Here is an 18681-nt window from a genome sequence, read left to right on the forward strand (position 1 = left end):
ATGGCTGCCACCGCCCCGCACTTCGGACCCTCCCTCATACGACGGCCGCTCGCCGCGGCAGCGCTCCTCACCACCCTGATCGGCCTGCTGTTCGGTCTGGTGCTGGCGGGCGCGAGCCCCGCGTCCGCGCACGCCGCCCTCACCGGGAGCGACCCGAAGGACGGGTCGGTGGTCGCCACCGCTCCCGACGAGGTCACGCTCACCTTCTCCGAACAGATCGCGGTCGGCGACGACTCGATCCGCGTGCTCGACCCGAGCGGCAAGCGCGCCAATGACGGCGCCCCGCGCGAAATCACGGGCCAGGGCGCCGTACGGTACGGCGTCACGCTGCACAGCGGGCTGCCCGACGGGACGTACACCGTGGCCTGGCAGGCCATTTCGGCGGACAGCCACCCGGTGTCGGGGGCCTTCACCTTCTCCGTCGGCGCGCCGTCGGAGACCACTGTGGCGCTCCCCTCGAACGAGGTCGGCGGCGGCCTCGTCGGCGCGCTGTACGGGATCGCGCGCTACGCCGCCTACGCCGGGTTCGTCCTGCTCGTGGGCGGATCCGCCTTCGTGCTCGCCTGCTGGCAGGGCGGGGCGGGCGCACGGCCGCTGCAGCGGCTGGTCGTACGCGGCTGGATCACCATCACCGCCGCGACCCTGGTCATGCTCTTCCTCCGGAACCCCTACACGGGTTCCGGAAAGCTCGGGGACGCCTTCGACCTCGGTGGCCTCCAGTCCGTGCTCGACACCAAGCCGGGGGCCGCACTGGTCTCCCGGCTGCTGCTCCTGGGCGCCTCGGCCCTCTTCATCGCCGTCCTCTTCGGGGCGTACGCAAAGCGCGAGGACGAGAAGGAGAAGAAGGACCTCACCTTCGGCCTCGCCACGGGCGGGCTGGTCATCGCGACCGGGATCGCCGGTACCTGGGCACTGGCCGAGCACGCCTCGACGGGCCTCCAGCCGGGCATCGCCATGCCGGCCGACGTGCTCCACCTGCTGGCCGTCGCCGCCTGGCTGGGCGGGCTGGCCTCGCTCCTGGTGGCTCTGCACCGGACCCCGGACCTCCCGAGCGGCGCGGTGCGGCGGTTCTCCCGGCTGGCGTTCGGCAGCGTGCTGGTCCTCACCGCGACCGGTGTCTACCAGTCGTGGCGCCAGGTCGGCAGCTGGTCCGCGCTGACCGGCACCCGGTACGGGCAGCTGCTGCTCGTCAAGGTGGCGCTGGTCGTCCTGCTCGTAGGGGTGGCCTGGATCTCCCGGCGGTGGACGGGCCGGCTCCTCGGGCGCACTTCCGAAAGCCTCGTCGCCGCGGAGGAGAGCGCCGAACCGGCAATCCCGTCGCCCGGGACCGCCGAGGACGAACCCTCTCTCGTGACCGCCACCGGCACCCCGCGGGACGAGGACGTCGATCCCGCGCGTGCCGCCCAGCTCGCCCGCCAGCGGGCGGCGCTGACCGCGACGAAGGCGAAGCGCGAGCGCGACGCCGACCCCGACCGTGCAGGACTGCGCCGGTCCGTGATGGCGGAGACCGGAATCGCCGTGGTGCTGCTCGTCGTCACGACGATCCTGACGTCCACGGAGCCCGGCCGTACGGAGGAGGAGGCCGCCAAGGGCAGCTCCACGGCAGCGGCGGCTCCGGCGGCAGCGGAGCCGGTCAGCCTGAGCCTGCCCTTCGACACCGGTGGCCCCGACGGCAAGGGGACCGTCCGGCTGGACCTCACCCCCGGCTCCACCGGCGCCAACAGCGTGCACCTGTGGGTCGACGCACCGGACCGGACGCCCCTGGACGTACCCGAGGTGAAGCTCGCCTTCACCCTGGAGGCCAAGGAGATCGGCCCGCTGCCGGTCGTCCCCGACCGTCTCACCGCGGGGCACTGGACCGCGAGCGGAGTGCAGATCCCCATGGCGGGTGACTGGAAGATCGCCGTGACGGTGCGTACGTCGGACATCGACCAGACCACCGTCGAGAAGAACGTGAAGATCGGCTGAGCAGGATGAGCAAGAAGAAGGACGACCGTACCCAGGTCCGTGGCTCCGGCATCCGTCGCGGACAGCCGGTTCCCGAGGCGCCCGGCGGTGTCTCCCGGAGGCGGCTGATCGGCAGCGCCGGAGCCGCCGGGGCGGCGGGGCTCGTCCTGGGCGCGGCAGGCGGAGCGGGCGGCTACGCCGCGACCCGGAGTGAAGCGCCGACGGCTCTGACCACGGTCGGCTCGACCGAGGCGATGTTTCACGGGAAACATCAAGCGGGGATCACCACTCCGCTTCAGGCACGTGGGCATCTGGTCGCCTTCGACCTGACGCCCGGCTCGGGCCGCAAGGAGGCGGCCGCCCTGATGCGGCGCTGGTCGGCCGTGGCAGAACGTCTGATGGCCGGGGAACCGGTCGCGGGCGGTGGGGAGCACGACACCGGAGTGGCCCTCGACGCCGGACCGTCGTCCCTGACGGTCACCTTCGGTTTCGGACGGACCTTCTTCTCCCGCACGGGCCTCACCGGCCATCGGCCGCCGTCCCTGGACCCGTTGCCGGCCTTCTCCTCCGACCGGCTCGACGCCAAGCGCTCCGAGGGCGATCTCTGGGTGCAGGTCGGCGCGGACGACTCGCTCGTCGCCTTCCACGCGCTGCGCGCCCTCCAGAAGGAGGCGGGTTCGGCTGCCCGCGTCCGGTGGCAGATGAACGGCTTCAACCGCGCACCGGGTGCCACCGCCCGGCCGATGACCACGCGCAATCTCATGGGGCAGGTGGACGGAACCAACAATCCCGCGCCGGACGACAGCGACTTCGAGGAGCGGATCTTCGTCCCCACCGGCGGCTCACCGGCGTACGCCTGGATGGAGGGCGGTTCGTACGCCGTGGTCCGCAGGATCAGGATGCTGCTGGACGACTGGGAGGGACTGACGGTCGAACGCCAGGAACAGGTCATCGGCCGGCGTAAGGCGGACGGCGCCCCGCTCAGCGGCGGGACCGAGGACACCGCCATGGACCTGGAGAAGGCGGGGCCGGACGGCAAGCCGCTGATCCCCGCCAACGCGCACGCCAGGATCTCCTCCCCCGAGAAGAACGGCGGGGCCGCGATGCTGAGGCGCCCGTTCTCGTACCACGACGGCATCGCCGACGACGGGACCCCGGACGCCGGACTGCTCTTCGTCTGCTGGCAGGCCGATCCGTTCAGGGGCTTCATTCCCGTCCAGCGCAAGCTCGACCGGGGGGACGCGCTCTCGCCGTTCATCCGGCACGAGGCGAGCGGCCTCTTCGCCGTACCCGGAGGGCCGGCGTCCGGGGAGTACGTGGGGCAGCGGCTGCTGGAGGCGTGAGGCGCACGGGCCCGTCCTCCGGGCCATTAGGGTGACCGTATGTCAGCCACGCGCTACGCCTATCTCGGTCCCGAAGGCACCTTCACCGAGGTGGCCCTCCGCACTCTCCCCGAAGCCGCCACCCGTGAACTCGTCCCCATGGTCTCGGTGCCGGCCGCGCTCGACGCGGTGCGCAACGGCGAGGCCGCGGCCGCGCTCGTCCCCATCGAGAACTCCGTCGAGGGCGGCATCAGCGCGACTCTCGACGAGCTGACCACCGGCGCCCCGCTGATGATCTACCGCGAGGTGCTGCTCTCGATCACCTTCGCGCTGCTGGTGCGCCCCGGGACGAAGCTGTCGGACATCAAGACCGTCACGGCCCACCCCGCGGCCCAGCCCCAGGTGCGCAACTGGATGGCGGACCATCTGCCGAACGCGGTGTGGGAGTCGGCCGCGTCCAACGCGGACGGTGCGCGGCTGGTTCAGGAGGGGCGCTACGACGCGGCCTTCGCGGGCGAGTTCGCCGCGGCCACCTACGGTCTGGAACCGCTGGTGACGGAGATCCACGACGCGGAGAACGCCCAGACCCGCTTCGTGCTGGTGGGACGCCCGGCCAGGCCGTCGGCACCCACCGGAGCCGACAAGACGTCCGTGGTCATCTGGCTCGGCGACGACCATCCGGGCGCGCTCCTCGAACTGCTCCAGGAATTCGCCGTACGCGGGGTCAACCTGATGCTGATCCAGTCCCGGCCGACCGGGGAGGGCATCGGGAACTACTGCTTCGCCGTGGACGCGGAGGGGCACATCGCGGACCGCCGGGTGGGCGAGGCGCTGATGGGGCTGAAGCGGATCTGCCCGAACGTGCGCTTCCTGGGCTCGTACCCGCGGGCGGGCGTGACGCCCGACGAGGTGAGCCCGCTGCGTATCGGTACGTCCGACACGGACTTCACCGAGGCGTCGGACTGGCTTGCCCGGAGCCAGGACGGCCGGGCCTGAGCCCTTCGGTGAACCTCCCGCCGGGCCTGTGCCTCGCGGGGAACCTCCCGTTGCCCACCGCGCCACCCGGGTCGCCCGGCCCGGGACGCGCGGGCGACAGCGGCTGAGAGCGGCCCTGGCGTGCGGCCGGAGAAGAGGTGACCGGTCGTGAAACGGCCGGTGGATCCCGCACGCACCAACTCCCGGTCCTACCTACGTATTTTCGTTTCACACAGGAGGGCCGGAGTTATCCACAGGCGCCTCATGTCGCCTGGGGACAAGTCGACACCTCGCCATGACATGGTCGACAAATCACCCCAGCACTCCCGCATCCCCCATGGGGGCACAAGATCGCCCGTGTCCCGGAATTACGTTGATCAACTCATTGAGACGGGGATTCCCACCCGAATGGCACCCGAATGAGTGCGCGGATCGGGTTTGAGTCGCGAATCCGTGCAGCGAGATGGGCGATTCGGAACGATCTCCTCCAGATCCACAGCCCCTCCCTCACAGCCTGTGGATAACTAATTCGATCAATGCGAACCTGTGGACAACGCCCCCGGAGACGCCGAGCCGGCGGGCCTGCGGAAGGGATATGCGGGCCGGAGGGCCCCGCATTCCCTTCGAGCGGTGAGATCCTTAATCGGCGATCCACGCCCCTCGCCCTGGATTCCACTCAGAATTATCAATTCAGGCAATACGGGCAAAGCGCCACGCTCATCGATATCGGTTCGAGTGGCGGACCCCCGCACCGGTAGCCTTGTGGGGTGATTGACCTTCGCCTGCTCCGTGAGGACCCCGACCGTGTTCGCGCCTCCCAGCGCGCCCGTGGAGAGGACGTCGCCCTCGTCGACGCCCTGCTCTCCGCCGACGAGCTGCGCAGGTCGTCCGGCGTCCGCTTCGACGATCTCCGATCCGAGCAGAAGTCGCTCGGAAAGCTGATCCCCAAGGCCACCCCCGAGGAGCGCGCCGAGCTCCTCAAGAAGGCCGACCAGCTGAAGGCCGAGGTCAAGGCGGCCGACGCCGCGCAGGACGAGGCCGACGCCGAAGCCAAGCGCCTGCTCCTGCTGCTCGGCAACGTCGTCCACGAGGACGTGCCGGTCGGCGGCGAGGAGGACTTCGTCGTCCTGGAGACCCACGGCACCATCCGCGACTTCGGTGCGGAAGGCTTCGAGCCGAAGGACCACCTGGAACTCGGCGAGGCGTTGGGCGCCATCGACATGGAGCGCGGGGCCAAGGTGTCCGGCTCGCGCTTCTACTACCTGACCGGCGTCGGCGCGCTGCTGGAGCTGGCCCTGGTCAACGCGGCGATCGCCCAGGCCACCGAGGCCGGCTTCACCCCCATGCTGACGCCCGCCCTGGTGCGCCCGCGCGCCATGGAGGGCACGGGATTCCTCGGCCAGGCCGCGGAGAACGTCTACCACCTGGAGAAGGACGACTACTACCTCGTCGGCACCTCCGAGGTTCCTCTCGCCGCGTACCACATGGACGAGATCATCGAGGCCGACAAGCTGCCGCTGCGGTACGCCGGCTTCTCCCCGTGCTTCCGCCGGGAGGCGGGCACGTACGGCAAGGACACCCGGGGAATCTTCCGTGTCCACCAGTTCGACAAGGTCGAGATGTTCTCGTACGTCGACCCGGCCGACGCCGAGGCCGAGCACCGCAGGCTCCTCGAGTGGGAGAAGCAGTGGCTCACCGGCCTGGAGCTTCCGTTCCAGGTGATCGATGTCGCCACCGGTGACCTGGGCGCGTCCGCGTCGCGGAAGTTCGACTGCGAGGCGTGGATCCCGACCCAGGGCAAGTACCGCGAGCTGACGTCCGCGTCCAACTGCGACGGGTTCCAGGCACGCAGGCTCTCCGTCCGCATGCGCGACGGGAAGAAGGTCCAGCCGCTGGCCACGCTGAACGGCACGCTCTGCGCCGTCCCGCGCACCATCGTGGCGATCCTGGAGAACCACCAGCTCCCCGACGGCTCGGTGCGCGTGCCCGAGGTCCTCCGCCCGTACCTGGGCGGTCGCGAGCTTCTGGAGCCGGTCTCCAAGTGAGCTTCCCCTACAAGCTCGTCGCGACCGACCTCGACGGCACCCTGCTGCGCGACGACCACACCGTCTCCCCCCGCACCCGGGAGGCGCTGGCCACGGTGACCGCGGCCGGTGCGGCGCACATCGTCGTCACCGGCCGGGCGGTTCCGTGGACCAGGCACATCCTGGACGACCTCGGATACGAGGGCCTCGCGGTGTGCGGACAGGGCGCGCAGGTCTACCACGCGGGCGAGCACAAGCTGCTGACCTCGCTGACCCTGGACCGGCAGCTCGCCGGGCTGGCGCTGTCCAAGATCGAGGCGGAGGTCGGTCCGCTGGCGCTGGCGGCGAGCCGTGACGGGCTCGAGGGAGAGGTGCTGGTCGGTCCGGGGTACCGGGTGCAGGAAGGGCCGCTGCCCGCGGTCTTCATGAACGACCCCGCCGAGATGTGGACCGCTCCGCTCAACAAGGTCTACATCCAGCACCCGGAGCTCAACGACGACGCCCTGGCGCACGCCGCACGCCAGGCCGTGGGCAGCCTGGTGAACGTCGTCATGGCGGGCCCGGGTGTCGTCGAGATCCTGCCGCTGGGTCTCAGCAAGGCGACGGGCCTCTCGCTGGCCGCACGCCGACTTGGGCTCAAGGCCTCGGACACGCTGGCCTTCGGCGACATGCCGAACGACGTCCCCATGTTCGGCTGGGCGCGGCACGGGGTCGCCATGGCCAACGCGCACGACGACCTGAAGGCCGTGGCGCACGAGATCACCGCTTCGAACGAGCACGACGGCATCGCGCTGGTGCTGGAAGAGCTCCTGCGTACCCCCTCGCGCCCGTAGCGCTCGTCCCCTGGTCCCCGGCGGCGGTTCGCCGGGGACCAGGGGACGAGCGGCAGCCCGGGAACCCGGACGGGCCGCCTGCGGTCCCCGGCCGATCAACCGGCGCGCCTACCGCCCCCCACCTCCCGCAGCAGACGGGCGAGTTCGCTCAACCGGGCGTCCAGCCGGACGACGTCCTGGGAGACGTCGGTGAGCCTGACGCTGAGGGCACCGATGACCTGATGGGTGACGTCCGCCTTCCGGTCGATGACGTCGAGCCGCTGCGACATGCGGCCGAGCACCGGTCCCAGTTCCTGCAGCGCGCTGCCCACACCGGCGAGGCAGCCCTCGATGCGGGTGACCCGCCGTTCGAGCGAGACGTACGAGGCCCTGAGGTCCTCCTCCGCGTCGAGCAGATGGGTCCGGACACTGCAGGCGATGTCGCTGTCGCGAAGAAGCATCGCGATGTTGAGCACGGTCCTGCGGGTGTAGAGGGTGAGCCTGGTGGCCGCCTGTGGATAACTTCCCTCCTCCGCCCCTCCCCATAGGGACATCATGTCCCTATGGAAGATGCGCAGCTCAGAGCCTCGGAGAAGCCTGAGCCCGTTCGCTTCGACCTCAGCACGATGGCGCTGGGTCACCTTCTTGACGGCCTCTGTGGATACTTCGAAGTAACGGGCTACCTCTTCTGTGCGAAGGTGAATTCCGTCAGGGAGCATGACAAGGCTCTTGACCTTGTCGAGAGCTTCGACGCGCCCCATCTGCTCGGCACGCAGGGCGTGGGATTCGAGCAGGGCGACTTCCGTGGGCATGGGAGATGCCTTTCGTGCGCGGGTACGGCGATGGGCGCCCTTTCCCCGGGCTGCGAGGGCGGAGGACGCTCACGGTTGCCACTCACTCGATGACCGGCCGGGCGGGCACGACACCCGCCGCCGGCATTCCCCGAATTCACGAAAGCTCGACGCCACGGATTCCAGTTGCCTCCACGCACCCCGCCCAACGAACCGATAAGCACATGGTTACGCCATTTGTCCCGCACCCATGGAAGAACCCCCGCCCGTCGGACGGGGGTTGCGCGGGATCCTTCCGGTCACTCCTCGCCGGCGAGCTTGAGCGCCCGCAGCTTCTGGCCCGCGTACCACGTGGCCACCACGGTGACCCCGGCCAGCAGCACCGTCGCGAGCGGCAGTCCGACGTCCGAGGTGACCAGGCCGTCGCCCGCGACCTTCTCGGCGACCGAGAGGGACCACTGCTGCACGCTCAGCGTCCTGGCTCCCGGCACCAGACTGCCGAAGAGGGCCTCCCACACGAGCGCGTAGACCAGGCCGAGGACCACCGCGTGCCTGCTGATCGTGCCCAGCAGCAGGAACAACGCGCTGTACGCGATGGAGGCGACAAGGGCGGCGATCGTGTACGCCACGGCGATCTGCCCGCCGTTGCCGTTGAGGATCAGCCCGGCGACGAGCGTCGGCAGCGCGGAGAACAGCATTGTCACGCCGATGGCGACGATCAGCTTGGTGAAGATGATCGTCGGCCGCTTCACCGGCTTGGCGAGCAGGTAGACGATCGACCCGTCGTCGATCTCCGGCCCGATGGCACCCGTGCCCGCGATGACGCCGATCAGCGGGACCATCGTGGCGATGGCGAAACCGCCCAGCACCCCCGACGCGACGCCGTCATCGGCTCCGGCGAACGCCCGCACCGCCACGGCGATGGCCACCAGGAGGACCGGCAGGACGAACAGGATGGCGGCCCGGCGCCGGCCGAGCAGTGCCCGGTAGGTGAGCCGGGCGACTGTGGGGTCGTACATGACGCTTCACAGCTCCTTATCGGCCACTACTCAGGCCGTTACGAGGTAGGAAAAGACCGATTCGAGGGACTCGTCGGACGGGGAGACCGTGAGCAGCCGGATGCCGTGCTCGCGTGCCACCGCGGGCAGCAGCGTCGTGAACCGCCCGAAGTCCACCGCCTGGATGAGCAGCGCCCGTTCCGACACGTCGACCTGGATACCCGCCGTCGAGGGGTCCGCGATGAGCGCGGCCGCGAGGGCCCGGTCGTCGCTGGACCGTACGAGGTAGCGGTGGGGCCGGTCGGTCATCAGCCGGCGGATCTTCCGGAAGTCCCCGGAAGCGGCGTGCCGGCCCGCCACGATCACCTCGATGTGCGAGGCGAGCTGCTCGACCTCCTCGAGGATGTGCGAGGAGAAGAGCACCGTGCGGCCCTCCGCGCCCATCCGGCGCAGCAGGTCCATCAGCTGCATCCGCTGGCGCGGGTCCATTCCGTTGAAGGGCTCGTCGAGGAGCAGCACCGAAGGGTCGTGGACCAGCGCGGACGCCATCTTCACCCGCTGGCGCATGCCCTTGCTGTACGTCGCGATCTTGCGGTCCTGGGCGTACTCCATCTCGACCGTCGCCAGTGCCTTGTGCGCGGCCGCGTCACCGAGCCCGTGCAGCTCGGCGTTGGCGACGACGAACTCGCGGCCGGTCAGGAAGTCGTACATCCCTTCCCGCTCCGGCACGATTCCGATCGCCTTGTAGACCGCCTCGTTGCGCCAGATCGGCGCGCCGTCCAGCGTCACCGCGCCGGTCGACGGCGCGAGGAAACCGGCCATCATGTTGATCAGCGTGGACTTGCCGGCTCCGTTGGGGCCGAGCAGCCCGGTGACTCCGGGGCCCACCGTCATGCTGACGTCGTTGACCGCGACCACGTTTCCGAACCAGCGGGAGGTGTGGTCGATCTCGATGGTGGTCACAGTCCGACCCTCCGGTAGCGGCGCATCAGTACGGCGTACGAGCCGGCCACGAGCGCGAGGACGACGATCAGATAGACCACACCGGCGGCCGCGCCCGGCCCCTCTCCGCCCGGGAAGGCGGAGGCCGCGCCGAGGAAGGCGGTCTGCACCCCGTCGATCAGGGTGATGGGCGAGAACAGCCCCAGCCAGGACACCGCACCGGGCGAGCCCGTCTGCCAGGCGATCGCCTGGACGGTGGAGACCGCTCCGTAGGTGATCGTGAGCACGGCGATCACAGCGGCGACCCCGAAGCCCCTGCGGGGTGTCAGGGCGGCGACCACCAGACCGAGTCCGGCGAACAGCACGGAGAGCAGTGCCACCGAGACCATCCCCTGTCCGAAGCCCTTCGTCTGGTCGGCGAGGTCGAACTTGGCCAGCAGCGCGCCCGCGTAGAGGATGACCAGGGGGAGGCCAGTGAGGATGAGCAGGGCCGACGCCATGGCGGCGAACTTGGCGACCACGTAGTCGACGCGTTCGATCGGCCGGGAGAAATAGAGCGGCACGCTCTTGAAGCGGAGGTCCCTGGACACGGATTGGGGGGCCTGCGAGGCGATGAACAGCCCGATCACGGCCTGCAGGTAGATCGCGAAGTCCGTGTACTTGATCGGGAGTTTCGTCATGTTGGGCGTGGCGATGGCGACGGCCACCAGGACCAGCGCCACCAGGCACATCACCCCGCACAGCAGCATCGGCAGCACCTTCGACCTGGCGGACCTGCCCAGCCCGAACGAGCCCCGCAGGGACTGCACGTACAGCGAGCGGCGCGCGTACGCCCGGCCGAGACGCACCCCGTCGTAGGAGCGGTAGCCGATGTTGTGGATCCGGGAGGTGTCGCCCCCGCCCACGGTCCCGGACGTCGTTGTCTCAGTGCTCATCCCGGACGCTCCCCTTCTGCTGTACGACTCCCGCCGTCACGGCGGTGGCCGGCCGTGACGCGTCGGCTCGGAAGACCTCGGCGATGTGGTGGCGCCTCTGCTCCATCCGCACGAGCCCGAGGCCCAGCCGGGCGACGGTGTCGCGGATCAGGTCGTACGTCTCCTCGCTCTCCGCCTCGACCAGGAGGATGTGCCCCGCTCCCGGCAGCGCTTCGGCCTCCGATCCGTCGTGGCCCACGAGCGAGACACCCGCGACGACGAGCTCCCGGCGCAGGGCGTCCGCACCGTCCGGGTGGGTGTCGCTGTCGGTCACCTCGACGGCCAACGTCGTGGTGCTACGGGTGAAGTCGCTGGTGGAGCTGGAACGCAGCAGTGTTCCGCCGTCGATGACGACGACGTGGTCACAGGTCCGTTCGAGCTCGCCCAGGAGGTGCGAGGTGACCAGCACCGAGATGCCGAAGTCGGAGTGGACCCGGCGGATCAGTCCGAGCATCTCGTCACGGCCGACCGGGTCGAGGCCGTTCGTCGGCTCGTCGAGCAGGACCAGCTTCGGGTCGTGGACCAGCGCCTGGGCCAGTTTCACCCGCTGCTTCATGCCGGTCGAGTACCCGCCGATGGGGCGGTAACGCTCCTCGTACAGACCGACGTGGCGCAGGGTGTCCGCGGTGCGCTCGCGGGCGGCGGTGGGCGGCAGCCCGGACATCCGGGCCATGTGCACGACGAACTCGGTGGCCGAGACGTCGGGCGGCAGGCAGTCGTGCTCGGGCATGTACCCGACCCGCTCCCGGATGGCCGACCCCTCGGTGGCGACGTCCAGCCCGAGCACCGCGGCCCGGCCCTCGGTGGCGGGGGACAGACCCAGCAGGATCTTGATCAGTGTGGACTTGCCGGCTCCGTTGGAACCCACCAGGCCGGTCACACCGGGTCCGATGTCCAGGGAGAGCCGGTCAAGAGCGGTCACCCTCGGGAACCGCTTGCTCAGGCTTTCGGTTGCGATCACAGTCACGTGTTCGAAGGTAGTGGCAGGAGTCCGGGCAGTCGTCAGACCAGACGGCTGTATCCGCGTCCGACTCGAGGCGTACGGGCCCGTAAGGGGTCAGGGGGTGCCCGCCCGGGCCTGTAAGGGGGCCAGGGGGTCCCCGCCTCGGCGCACCGACCCGGCCAGTGGTCCGGGTCCGCTTGCCTCCCGGTCACGGAGCGGTCCCGCCCGCCGTACCGGAGACCTAGCGGTGTGAGCACCTTCTCCACAGGGTCTCGTCCACAGGTTCGGGCCCCCTCTTGACGCGACAGGAGGCCGGTTGCCAGATTGCACCGGTGTCACGTTACGGACGAGTACCGCGACGGCGGTCGGGTGCGTAACGCGACTCCGGCAGCGGACGAGGAGGCGGCATGGACCTGCGAGAGGCGCGCGAGCGCCGGGTGCGTACGGGTGGAATCGACCTGTGCGTGGCCGAGTTGGGAGACCGCTCCCGGCCGACGATCGTGCTCGTCCACGGCTACCCGGACAGCAAGGAGGTCTGGTCCGAGGTCGCCGGACGCCTCGCCAGCCGGTGGCACGTCGTCCTCTACGACGTACGCGGTCACGGCAGATCGACCGCTCCCCGTCCACTGCGCGGCGGTTTCACGCTGGAGAAGCTGACCGACGACTTCCTCGCCGTCGCGCACGAGGTGAGCCCCGACCGGCCGGTCCACGTGGTCGGCCACGACTGGGGTTCGGTCCAGGCCTGGGAGTTCGCGACGGTGGAGCGGACGCAGGGCCGGATCGCCTCGTTCACCTCGATGTCGGGGCCGTCGCTCGACCACTTCGGCCACTGGATCAAGGGCCGCGTCTCCCGGCCCAGCCCGCGCGGTGTGGGGCAACTGCTCGGCCAGGGCGCCAAGTCCTGGTACGTGTACGCGCTGCACACCCCGGTCCTGCCCGAGATGGCCTGGCGCGGGCCCCTGGGCAGGCAGTGGCCCGGCATTCTGCGGCGGATGGAGAAGGTTCCCACGAAGGGGTACCCGACCTCCTCGCTCCCCCAGGACGCGGCACACGGCGCCTGGCTCTACCGCGACAACATCAGGGCACGCCTGCGCCGGCCACGCGAGGACGCCTACGCGCACGTCCCGGTGCAGCTGATCACTCCGACCGGCGACGCCTTTCTCTCGCCCTCGCTCCATGACGAACTCGACTCGTGGGTGCCCCGGTTGATCCGTCGGACCATCCCGGCGAAGCACTGGGTCCCGCGCACGAGGCCCGACCAACTCTCTCGTTGGATCAGCGACTTCGTGACGGACGTGGAGAGCGGTTCCGTGGAGGCGGCGGACACGCCCGGACGATCCACGACCGCGGCCCCTCACGGTCATGCCCAGCGATTCGGCGGACAGCTGGTCCTGGTCACGGGCGCGGCTTCGGGCATCGGCCGTGCCACGGCACTGTCGTTCGCGAAGGCCGGAGCCCGCGTGGTGGTCGTCGACCGCGATGCCGAGGGCCTCGCGAGCACGGTGGAGCGCGCCCTCGCCGCCGGAGCACCCGAGGCATGGGGCGAGGTGACCGATGTCTCGGACGAACAGGCGATGGAGAAGCTGGCGGCGCGGATCGCGGCCGAACACGGCGTCCTGGACGTCCTGGTGAACAACGCGGGCATCGGACTGGCCGGCTCCTTCCTCGACACCACCGGCGAGGACTGGCGAAGGGTGCTCGACACGAACCTGTGGGGCGTGATCCACGGCTGCCGGATCTTCGGCCGGCAGATGGCGGAGCGCGGGCAGGGCGGTCACATCGTCAACATCGCCTCGGCTGCCGCCTATCAGCCCTCCCGGATGCTGTCCGCCTACGGCACCTCCAAGGCGGCGGTGCTGATGCTCAGCGAGTGCCTGCGCGCCGAACTCGCCGAGCGCTCGATCGGCGTCACGGCGGTGTGCCCGGGATTCGTCAACACCGCGATCACCGGAAGCGCGCACTTCGCCGGGACGGACGCCGAGGAGGAAGCGCGCCTGCGATCACGGACGGCGGAGCTGTACGCTCGGCGCAACTACCCTGCGGAGAAGGTCGCTCACGCGGTCCTGGAGGCCGTGGTGCACAACCGGGCCGTGGTGCCGGTGACGCCGGAAGCCCGTGGAGCACGGCTGCTGCACCGGGTCAGCCCACGGCTGCTGCGTGGTGTCGCGCGGTTGCGTCCGCCGTTGTAGTACCGGTGGGAGTTGGCCTGTCGATGTGGTCAAGTCTGCTGCGGTAGGCGCGTATTGCTGTGTGCCGTCGCCCCGAACACCAACCAGGGCTGCTGGTGCGCCAGTTCCGCGACTGTGACCGCGCGCAGCCGAGTTGAGGCGCGAAAAGCCTTAGGCTCGACATATAGGGCATGTTGCAACACAGTTGGTCAAAAACCCCATAGCTGACGGCACTTGTCCACAGAATCGCCAAAATACCTGTGGATAAAGCAAGTTGGCTGTGGATCAAACATTCCTTCACGCTCGAACAGTGCCAACATCGAGTGAAATCGGGGTGCGGCACGGGCCGCGTCGCGGGCACTCTGACCGGATGGACGAGCGACGCACCGTGAAGGTGTCCAAGTACCTCTCGAAACACCTTCGGCACGAACCGGGGCGGATCGGCCTCCAGCTTGATCCAGCCGGCTGGGTGGCCGTGGACGAGCTGCTCCGCGCCTGCGCGCGACACGGGTTCGCCATCACCCGGCAGGAGCTCGATCACGTCGTCGCGGTGAACGACAAGCGTCGTTTCACCGTGGCCGGTGAGCGCATCCGGGCGAACCAGGGACACTCCGTCGAGGTCGACCTCGGCCTGCCCCCGGCCGAGCCGCCCGCGTACCTCTACCACGGCACCGTGGGTGGCTCCCTCGCCGCCATCCGCTCCGAGGGGCTGCGGCCCATGAACCGTCACCACGTCCATCTCTCGCCCGACCGTGAGACGGCCGTCCGCGTCGGGGCCCGCCGCGGGAAGCCGGTCGTCCTCACGGTGGACGCGGGTGCCATGCACCGGGCCGGACATGTCTTCCACGTCAGCGCCAACGGGGTATGGCTCACCGATGCCGTACCGCCCGCCTTCCTCCGCCTCTCCGGGTGACCGTACGGGGACACCGCGCCCACCCGCCCGGTCGCCGCGGGGCGCGGTCCTGAGCGGTGTCGTCCCGCTGCTCAGGGCGCCCCGGCAGGCCGTCGCGCTCGTCGCCGTAGAGTCGTGGCCATGACCACCTCGCGCCGACTGAGCACCGTGATCCTGCCCATCCGCCGCTGGCACGACGGAGGCCGGCCCCCGTGGGTGCGCGCCGAGGAGCTGGGATTCCACGCCGCGTACACCTACGACCACCTGGCCTGGCGCACCTTCCGGGACGGACCGTGGTTCGGGGCGGTCCCCACCCTGACAGCCGCCGCCGCGGCCACCACGCGCATGCGCCTCGGCACCCTCGTGACCTCGCCCAACTTCCGGCATCCCGTGACGCTCGCCAAGGACCTCATCACGCTCGACGACGTGTCCGACGGGCGGATCACGCTAGGTATCGGCGCCGGCGGCAACGGCTTCGACGCCACCACCCTGCGCGGGAGCGACGAGGAGCCCTGGACCCCGCGCGAGCGGGCCGACCACTTCGACGAGTTCGTCCCGCTCCTCGACCGACTGCTCTCCGAACCGTCCGTGACGCACGAGGGCCGGTTCTACAAAGCGAACGAGGCCCGCAACATCCCCGGCTGCGTACAGCGGCCCCGGCTCCCCTTCGCGGTCGCCGCCACCGGTCCGCGCGGCATGAGGCTCGCGGCCCGGCACGGCCAGGCCTGGGTGACCACCGGTGATCCGAAACTGTTCGAGGACGGCACCGCGGAGCAGTCCGTGGCGGCCATCGGCGGCCAGCTCTCCCGGCTCGGCGCGGCCTGTGAGGAAGCGGGCCGGGACGTGGCCGGGCTGGACAAGATCCTGCTCTCCGGCTTCACCCCCGGCAGCCCGCTGCGTTCCTTCGACGCGTTCGTGGACTTCGCCGGAACCCATTTCGAGCTCGGCTTCACCGAGATCGTCGTCCATTGGCCGGAACCGGACTCCGTCTTCGATACGGACACCAAGGTGTTCGAGCGGATCGCCACCGAAGCGCTGTCCCAGCTCACCTGACCGGCGGCCTCCGCCGCCGTCCGAAGCTGCACCGGCGTCCGTGCTTCCCCTCGGAACCGGGCGCCGGGCCCACGGCCGGCCCGACGAACCAGGGACCTGGCAGCCCCCGGAGCCGAAGGCATATGCCTTTGTCAGATACCGCAGTTCAGCGGCGCGCACTCTCAGATGTGCGCCCCTCTGCACGCCCGTGCGACTCCGTACGGGAGAATGAGCGGGTGACCTCAGCGACCGATTCGCCCCTGCCTGCCGTTACCCGGCTGATCGCCACCGACCTGGACGGCACTCTCCTGCGCGACGACAAGACCTTGTCCGACCGCACGATCGCCGCCCTGTCGGCCGCCGAGGAGGCGGGGATCGAGGTCTTCTTCGTCACCGGAAGGCCACTGCGCTGGATGGAGGTGGTCAGTCCCGTGGTCCAGGGGCACGGCATGGCGATCTGCGCGAACGGTGCCGCCGTCGCCGACCTCCACGACGCCAGTCTGGTCACGGTCCATCCGCTGGGCCGTGAGATCGCGCTCGACGTGGTCGCCGTCCTCCGAGACGCCGCCCCCGGTGTGTCGTTCGCCGTCGAGCTGACCACCGGTATCCACTACGAGCCGGCCTACCCGCCGTTCCACATGGACCCGGGGGCCACGGTCGCCGTCGCGGAGAAGCTGCTGCACGAAGAGGTCCCGGGCACCGCGGCCCCTGTCCTGAAGGTCCTCGCCCACCACCCGGAGATGACCCCGGACGCCTTCCTCGCGCTCGCTCGCGACATCGCGGGGGACCGCGCCTCCTTCACCCGGTCCAGCCCGACCGCCCTGCTGGAGATCAGCGGGCTCGGGGTCTCCAAGGCCCGGACCCTGGCCGAGTGCTGCGCGGAGCGGGGGATCGGTCCGGCCGAGGTGGTGGCCTTCGGGGACATGCCCAACGACGTGGAGATGCTGAGCTGGGCCGGCGCCTCCTTCGCCATGGGCAACGCCCACCCCGCCGCCATGGCCGCCGCCTCGGGCGTGACGCTGACGAACGACGAGGACGGCGTGGCAGTCGTCATCGAACGGATCCTCGCCGCGCGCTGAGGCCACGGCCGGGTCCGCGGCACGGCAGCACGGCGAACCACCGGTACGGTCGCCGCGCCCGGAGCCGGCCTTCCGTCACAGCGGAACCTGCCAGGTCACCTTCGTGCCGCCGCCTCCCGGCGTGCCCGGACCGAACCAGCTCGCACCTCCCAGGGACTCGGCACGCCGGGCGAGGTTGCGCAGCCCGCTGCGCCGCCCACCCTCCGGAATGCCAACCCCGTCGTCCACGACGGTCAGCCGCACCGCGTCCCGGCCGTCCGGCAGCACGGCGGTCGCGTCCACACTCACCTCGACGCGGGAGGCTCCCGCGTGACGGAACGTGTTGGACAGCGTCTCGCGCAGGGCCGCGATCAGGTTCCTTCCCGCCGGCTCCCCCACCAGCGAGTCCACCGTGCCCAGGAACCGGTGATCCGGCGTGAATCCCAGAGGCACGGCCGCCAGGTTGATCTCCCTCAGCACCCTGGTCCGCAGCCCGGACGGCTCCTCCTCCTGTTCCGGCTGCAGGGCGAAGATGGCAGTACGGATCTCCTGGATCGTGACATCCAGCTCGTCCACGGCCCGTCCGATGCCCTCCCGCACCGCGGGGACGGACGTACGGCGCTGAGCCCCCTCCAGCATGATCCCCGTGGTGAACAGGCGCTGGATGACGAGGTCGTGGAGGTCCCTGGCGATCCGGTCCCGGTCCTCGTAGACGACGAGCCTCTCCCGGTCCCGCTGATTCTCGGCCAGCTTCAGGGCCAAGGCGGCCTGCGCGGCGAAGTGAGCGGCCAGCCTCCGCTCCGCGTGGGTGAACGGCCGGCCTCCCCGTGCCCGCGGGACGGAGAGAGCCCCCAGCACGCGCCCACCGCTGCGCAGGGGTAGCAGCATGTGCGGTCCGAACCTCTCGGCCAGTCTGGTGATCAGCCGGGGGTCGGTCGCAGAGTCCTCGAGGAACACCTCCTCCCCCCTCAGCAGCGCCGCCACCACGGGACTCTGCGGCGGAATGATCACCCCAAGTGACCGGGAGGGCCGGTCGCCCGCGACGGCCACGATCTCCATCCCGCCGCCCTCGGCGGGGAGCAGCACGATTCCGGCGGCCGCGTCCGCGAGCCTGCGCGCCTGTTCGGCAACGACGGTGAGCGCTTCGTCGGCGTCCCCTCCGGAGAGCAGAGCCGTCGTGACGGCCACCGAACCGTCGATCCACCGTCCGCGCTGCCTTGCCGCCTCGTACGTCCGGGCGTGGCCGATCGCGATGCCGGCCTCGGTGGCCAGGACCCGCAGCATGTGCAGTTCGTCGTCGCCGAAGGATTCGCCGTCGAGCTTCCCCATCACGTAGAGGTTGCCGAAGATCTCTCCCTGGACGCGGATGGGAACCCCCAGGAAGGTGTGCATCAGGGGGTGGGCCGCCGGGAAGCCCGCGAAACGCGGGTCGGCTTCCAGGTCTTCCAGCCTGATGGGCACGCCTTCCTCGATGAGCGCCCCCAGGAGACCGGTGTGCCCGTCGGGCGGGCGGCCGATCGCCCGGGAGACCTCCTCGGGCACGCCGTACGTGATGAAGTCACTGAGACTCTCCCCCGGAGCCTCCACCACCCCGATGGCCGCGTACCGGGCATGGGCGAGCTCCGCCGCCGTCTCGCAGATGCGCTCCAGCGTGGAGCGGAGTTCCAGACCGGTGCCGGAGGACCGGGTCGCCTCCAGAAGCTGGGGAACCCGCGCGGTCAGTTCCGCGGAGAGCTCTCGCAGGCCGCCGGCGGGATGCGCGGCTCCGGACGGTTCCTTCCGCTCCTGCTCGGGCATGGGCCG

Annotated in this window: 15 protein-coding genes; 9 read left to right on the forward strand and 6 right to left on the reverse strand. The window is 70.3% G+C overall.

The window, feature by feature from the left end; translation table 11 throughout:
• The 5 genes from ACGFNN_RS18640 to ACGFNN_RS18660 all read left to right on the forward strand — a co-directional run bounded on the left by ACGFNN_RS18640 (position 1) and on the right by ACGFNN_RS18660 (position 7101).
• A complete protein-coding gene (locus ACGFNN_RS18640) occupies positions 1-1968 on the forward strand; it encodes a copper resistance CopC/CopD family protein (protein WP_393557149.1) in 1968 nt (655 codons plus the stop codon).
• Between the two features lie 5 nt (positions 1969-1973).
• The gene (gene efeB / locus ACGFNN_RS18645) at positions 1974-3290 is read left to right on the forward strand and encodes an iron uptake transporter deferrochelatase/peroxidase subunit (RefSeq protein WP_393557151.1); all 1317 of its coding nucleotides are present in this window, start codon (positions 1974-1976) and stop codon (positions 3288-3290) included.
• Positions 3291-3329: 39 nt separating this feature from the next.
• Positions 3330-4265, forward strand: a complete 936-nt coding sequence (pheA, locus tag ACGFNN_RS18650) for a prephenate dehydratase (protein ID WP_362663159.1) — start codon at positions 3330-3332, stop codon at positions 4263-4265.
• Positions 4266-5011: 746 nt separating this feature from the next.
• Complete coding sequence (serS, locus tag ACGFNN_RS18655) at positions 5012-6289, forward strand: serine--tRNA ligase (protein WP_362545484.1); 1278 nt, start codon at positions 5012-5014, stop codon at positions 6287-6289.
• Positions 6286-7101, forward strand: coding sequence for an HAD family hydrolase (locus ACGFNN_RS18660; protein ID WP_393557153.1), 816 nt, complete (start codon positions 6286-6288; stop codon positions 7099-7101). Before serS ends, ACGFNN_RS18660 begins: the two co-directional genes overlap by 4 nt.
• A gap of 95 nt (positions 7102-7196) precedes the next feature.
• Here the strand turns inward: ACGFNN_RS18660 and ACGFNN_RS18665 are convergent, their stop codons facing one another.
• From ACGFNN_RS18665 to ACGFNN_RS18685, 5 genes are all read right to left on the reverse strand, one after another.
• Positions 7197-7892, reverse strand: coding sequence for a hypothetical protein (locus ACGFNN_RS18665; RefSeq protein WP_393557155.1), 696 nt, complete (start codon positions 7890-7892; stop codon positions 7197-7199).
• A gap of 278 nt (positions 7893-8170) precedes the next feature.
• Complete coding sequence (locus ACGFNN_RS18670) at positions 8171-8890, reverse strand: ABC transporter permease (protein WP_393557157.1); 720 nt, start codon at positions 8888-8890, stop codon at positions 8171-8173.
• 30 nt (positions 8891-8920) lie between these two features.
• Positions 8921-9832, reverse strand: a complete 912-nt coding sequence (locus ACGFNN_RS18675; protein ID WP_393557159.1) for an ABC transporter ATP-binding protein — start codon at positions 9830-9832, stop codon at positions 8921-8923.
• Complete coding sequence (locus ACGFNN_RS18680; protein ID WP_393557161.1) at positions 9829-10746, reverse strand: ABC transporter permease; 918 nt, start codon at positions 10744-10746, stop codon at positions 9829-9831. Before ACGFNN_RS18680 ends, ACGFNN_RS18675 begins: the two co-directional genes overlap by 4 nt.
• Positions 10736-11746 (reverse strand): ABC transporter ATP-binding protein, encoded by a 1011-nt coding sequence (locus tag ACGFNN_RS18685; protein WP_393557735.1) that lies wholly within the window; start codon positions 11744-11746, stop codon positions 10736-10738. Before ACGFNN_RS18685 ends, ACGFNN_RS18680 begins: the two co-directional genes overlap by 11 nt.
• A 389-nt stretch (positions 11747-12135) precedes the next feature.
• Between ACGFNN_RS18685 and ACGFNN_RS18690 the strand changes: the two genes are divergently transcribed.
• The 4 genes from ACGFNN_RS18690 to ACGFNN_RS18705 all read left to right on the forward strand — a co-directional run bounded on the left by ACGFNN_RS18690 (position 12136) and on the right by ACGFNN_RS18705 (position 16899).
• Positions 12136-13917, forward strand: coding sequence for an SDR family oxidoreductase (locus ACGFNN_RS18690; RefSeq protein ID WP_393557163.1), 1782 nt, complete (start codon positions 12136-12138; stop codon positions 13915-13917).
• A gap of 349 nt (positions 13918-14266) precedes the next feature.
• Positions 14267-14809: an RNA 2'-phosphotransferase gene (locus ACGFNN_RS18695; RefSeq protein WP_393557165.1), complete on the forward strand. Its 543-nt coding sequence runs from the start codon at positions 14267-14269 to the stop codon at positions 14807-14809.
• Between the two features lie 120 nt (positions 14810-14929).
• Positions 14930-15841 (forward strand): LLM class flavin-dependent oxidoreductase, encoded by a 912-nt coding sequence (locus ACGFNN_RS18700; protein ID WP_393557166.1) that lies wholly within the window; start codon positions 14930-14932, stop codon positions 15839-15841.
• Positions 15842-16056: 215 nt separating this feature from the next.
• A complete protein-coding gene (locus ACGFNN_RS18705; protein ID WP_393557168.1) occupies positions 16057-16899 on the forward strand; it encodes a Cof-type HAD-IIB family hydrolase in 843 nt (280 codons plus the stop codon).
• 75 nt (positions 16900-16974) lie between these two features.
• Here ACGFNN_RS18705 and ACGFNN_RS18710 read toward each other — a convergent pair whose 3' ends face one another.
• On the reverse strand, positions 16975-18675 hold the full coding sequence (locus tag ACGFNN_RS18710; protein ID WP_393557170.1) for a GAF domain-containing sensor histidine kinase: 1701 nt from the start codon (positions 18673-18675) through the stop codon (positions 16975-16977).
• Between the last annotated feature and the right edge of the window lie 6 nt (positions 18676-18681).

It is taken from the genome of Streptomyces sp. NPDC048590 (assembly GCF_043199535.1).
Classification (GTDB): domain Bacteria; phylum Actinomycetota; class Actinomycetes; order Streptomycetales; family Streptomycetaceae; genus Streptomyces.